The sequence below is a fragment of the Fischerella sp. genome (assembly GCF_013388695.1).
GTDB lineage: Bacteria > Cyanobacteriota > Cyanobacteriia > Cyanobacteriales > Nostocaceae > PCC9605.
This window is the reverse complement of sequence record NZ_JACAEU010000071.1, coordinates 1-3,568: the sequence shown is the minus strand read 5'-3', so window position 1 is coordinate 3,568 and position 3,568 is coordinate 1. Positions and strand designations below refer to the sequence as shown.

Below are 3,568 nucleotides of genomic sequence, written 5' to 3'. Positions count from 1 at the left end.
CACCCTCCGGGTTCGCCAGTCCCCCATCTCGGCAGAAGCCAAGACGGGGGCTGGACTCACCAAGACACAAAGACACCAAGAAAAATCCATTTCCAAGACTCACACCTTGACAGGGGTAGTGTCAAGCCCTGTAGCAAAGCACAAGGTAAATTCCCAATTCCCCAGAGATTGAGATAAGTTAACCAGATTTTGGGAAAACTACTCATGGTGTTTTGAGCGATCGCGCTTGTTCTACCTAACAACATGAGAGCGCTATTTGTAGAAAAAAAGAGTATTTTAAGTCTTGCATTTTGGATAATTTTGTGCATACGGTTGATGTTTCTGCCAGCATTACCAGCTGATGCAGCGCCGACAGCAACACCCGATGCAATTAAAAGTTTGCGACAGCAGCAGCAACAAATTGACAAACTGCATCAGAATGTCAAACAAGAACGCGATCGCCTCATCAATTTGCAACAAGCAGCGCAAGAACGACTCAACGGTTTGCAGCAAAACTTAAAAACCACTGACACTCAAATTAAAGACAGCGAGTTACGCCTAAAGCTAGCAACAGAACGCTTGCAACAGCTACAAGCCGATTTAGCAGCAGCAGAAGTTTCTTATCAAGAACGACAAGCAGCAACAATTGCCCGCCTGCGCTTTCTACAACGCTCTCCAGTGAATCAGGGATGGGCAGTTTTGCTACAAAGTCAAAATCTGAGTGACTTTATCAGCCACCGTCGTTATCTGAAGTTAGTTTATCAGGCAGACCAGCAAATCTTAGTCAAACTGACAACACAAGCAAATCAGATCAATATACAAAGAATAGAAGTAGAACAACAAAAGAATGAAATAGCCTTGATTAGGCAGCAATTACTGGCACAAAAAGCCGATTATCAAACGCAAACAGACTTTCAGGAGGAATTAATTGTGCGCCTCAATAGCGATCGCCTCGCATTAGAAGCAGCACAAACTCAATTAGAGAAAGATTCCCAGACAATCGCAACTTTAATTCAAAAAAAAGTTGCCGAAGCCAGGGCTAGAGAAGCAGCAGCTAAGACAAACAGCCGTAACAATATTATTGTTCGCGGTACAGGTATGCTGGCATATCCTACCGATGCACCTACCAGCAGTCCCTTTGGTTGGCGAATGCATCCTGTTCTTGGTTATCGCCGCTTTCATGCCGGTCAAGATTTTGCCGCTAGCTACGGCAGTACAATTCGAGCAGCAGACTCCGGAACAGTCATTTTTGCTGGCTGGTATGGCGGTTATGGTAGAGCAGTAATTATCGATCACGGCGATGGCATTACTACCCTCTACGGACATAGCAGTGAATTGTATGTTTCTGAAGGACAAACGGTAAAGCGCGGACAAGCGATCGCCGCAGTTGGTTCCACAGGTTTATCTACTGGCCCCCATCTCCATTTTGAAGTGCGGAAAAATGGTACACCTGTAGATCCGATGAATTATTTTTAATAGTACTTGCATTTAGTACAGATTTGCGTAAAAGAGTAGCTTTTTTAAACGCAGAGGAACGCAGAGTAGGCGCGGAGGGGCGCAGAGTCTTTCTAAATTTAATTCGTTACGAATTTGTGTAATGTTGTACTTAGTGTTTCTCTGGTGGGTTATTTTATAGCAAGAATTCAAATCATTAGTCAAGATATTGCCTCGTTCCACGGTTAAATTAGATTGCAGACTGCGTAGTACGTCGATTGACAAGCAGTACACCACACAAGACGATAGTGCCGCCAAACAGGGAGACTGTTGTAGGCACTTCTAGCAGGGAATGCCGATGCCCATAGAATAACGCTAGTAACGATCGCGGCGATCACCAGTGCTTTGGGATAGCGTTCTTGTGTATGGGCATTTGATTGAGGCGGCTTGGAATTGCCAGCATGGTAGTAGGTCAATGAAGATGACACCATGCGATCTTCTCGCTCCTTTATTTTTCCAGATTGTTGCTTGAGCTAATTATCACGCATTGTTAATTGGTCGTTCAATTCTGGCTTTGCATCCTCAGTTTGACTAAATTATCCAACTCTTTCTGCATCTGAGTGCGGACAAGCTCATAACAAGCATTGACATAATCGCGATCGCGCCCTGCTTCTCGACCGTAGCGTTCAAATACTATTGGCGGACAAACCCGGGTGTAAACAGGCACTGGTAAAGGAATGTTAGGCAAAGGGCCGAATGCAATTCCCCAAGGTAGTCCTAAATAAATGGGGAATACTTCTGGATCGATACCAAATAGCCAAGGCATCCCCCATTGATGGAGTTGCTGCACAATTCCGTAGCACTCAGCCAGCACAATCAGCGTATCGTGAGCACCACTGGAAATGACAGGCACTATCGGCACATGTTCTCGTAATGCCAGCTTGATAAAACCCTGGCGTTCAGCAAAGTAAATTTTGTTACGCAGACTATGAGGTCGAAATACATCTTCCACGCCACCAGGATAGACAAGTACACTGGCTCCAGAACGCAAAGCAGCGATCGCCATTTTTGGATGTGCAACGATGGCTCCTACTTTCATAGCTGCTTCTGCTAGTGGCGGACATGCCTGCCAAACTGTAGGATGCATCAAGCCATAGACTGGCCGTTCCACACCAAATCGTCGGAACCAGTCGTACATCATCATATGCATATCGGGAGCAGCAAATCCCCCATTGTGTGAACCAACAAATAAAACTTTTTTGTTGGCTGGGATATGCTCCCAACCACTTGTCTGCACTCGAAAATAATATTTATACAACCACTCCCAAATAGGCATCACAAATTTGATAAATTGTGGATCTCGTTTTTCCAGAGACCATCCTGATTTTGTTTTTAGTGGCTGTTGTTTATAGGTGTATGTTGGCATTTCGCGCTTTAGTTAATCTCCCTTCTTAAAGATAATTACCAATTGACAAAAGTAATGCCATCTTAGTTTGTCACGAATGGAGTTACTAAACCCGGAAAGTCCGATAATGCCTCGCCCTCATCGCAATTTTCAACTAGGTTTTTCCTATCACATTACCATCCGTTGCAATAACCGAGAATTTCGCCTGACGCGGTTAGAATGTCGTGAAGTGTTCCTTTATGCCATCAAAAAAGCACAGCAAAAGTATGGGTTTAAACTCTACGCCCTGTGCATCATGAGTAATCATGTTCATTACCTTCTGGAACCAAAACAGCCAGAGGATTTACCCAAAATCATGCACTGGCTGAATTGGTATACTGCTATGTGCTTTAACCGAATGCTCAACCGAACAGGGCATTTTTGGGAAAAGCAATATCACAGTACGGGTTTTGCCAATACAGATAAACGCCGAGCTTTAAATACTTTACGATATATCCACGCTAACCCCAAAGCTGCCGGGATGCACCAGGGTTTTTTCTATGAATTCAGCAACTACGGTACTCATGACCGCCTGAGTAATGATGGTATCACCCAATGGCACCCGGCATTTTTGCAATTGGGAAGAAACTTATAAGTAGATAGACATAAATAAAGTAAAAATAGGGCGGGCGAGACGCCCACCCCACAAGAACAACAAATCTCTTGTGGGGTGGAGAGAAGTTGCCGGGGAGATGTTCTTTCCGGCAAACT

At 44.6% G+C, this 3,568-nt stretch carries 4 protein-coding genes; 2 read left to right on the top strand and 2 right to left on the bottom strand.

What is annotated here, in order from left to right; all coding sequences use genetic code 11:
* The first annotated feature begins 243 nt into the window (after positions 1-243).
* A complete protein-coding gene (locus tag HXY43_RS09705) occupies positions 244-1,455 on the top strand; it encodes a murein hydrolase activator EnvC (protein WP_290882752.1) in 1,212 nt (403 codons plus the stop codon).
* Between the two features lie 203 nt (positions 1,456-1,658).
* Here HXY43_RS09705 and HXY43_RS09700 read toward each other — a convergent pair whose 3' ends face one another.
* Entirely contained in the window at positions 1,659-1,904 is a 246-nt protein-coding gene (locus tag HXY43_RS09700) for a hypothetical protein (protein ID WP_290882750.1), read from the bottom strand.
* Between the two features lie 71 nt (positions 1,905-1,975).
* Positions 1,976-2,839: a lysophospholipid acyltransferase family protein gene (locus tag HXY43_RS09695; protein WP_290882747.1), complete on the bottom strand. Its 864-nt coding sequence runs from the start codon at positions 2,837-2,839 to the stop codon at positions 1,976-1,978.
* A gap of 106 nt (positions 2,840-2,945) precedes the next feature.
* On the opposite strand from HXY43_RS09695, the gene HXY43_RS09690 reads away from it, so the two are divergent.
* Positions 2,946-3,452 carry a transposase gene (locus HXY43_RS09690; protein ID WP_290882745.1) on the top strand — a complete coding sequence of 169 codons (507 nt, stop codon included), beginning with the start codon at positions 2,946-2,948 and terminating at the stop codon, positions 3,450-3,452.
* The last annotated feature ends 116 nt before the right edge of the window (positions 3,453-3,568 follow it).

Coding starts and splice junctions, on each gene's coding strand:
- HXY43_RS09705 (WP_290882752.1), top strand. CDS start 244: ATGAGAGCGCTATTTGTAGAAAAAAAGAGTATTTTAAGTCTTGCATTT.
- HXY43_RS09700 (WP_290882750.1), bottom strand. CDS start 1,904: ATGGTGTCATCTTCATTGACCTACTACCATGCTGGCAATTCCAAGCCG.
- HXY43_RS09695 (WP_290882747.1), bottom strand. CDS start 2,839: ATGCCAACATACACCTATAAACAACAGCCACTAAAAACAAAATCAGGA.
- HXY43_RS09690 (WP_290882745.1), top strand. CDS start 2,946: ATGCCTCGCCCTCATCGCAATTTTCAACTAGGTTTTTCCTATCACATT.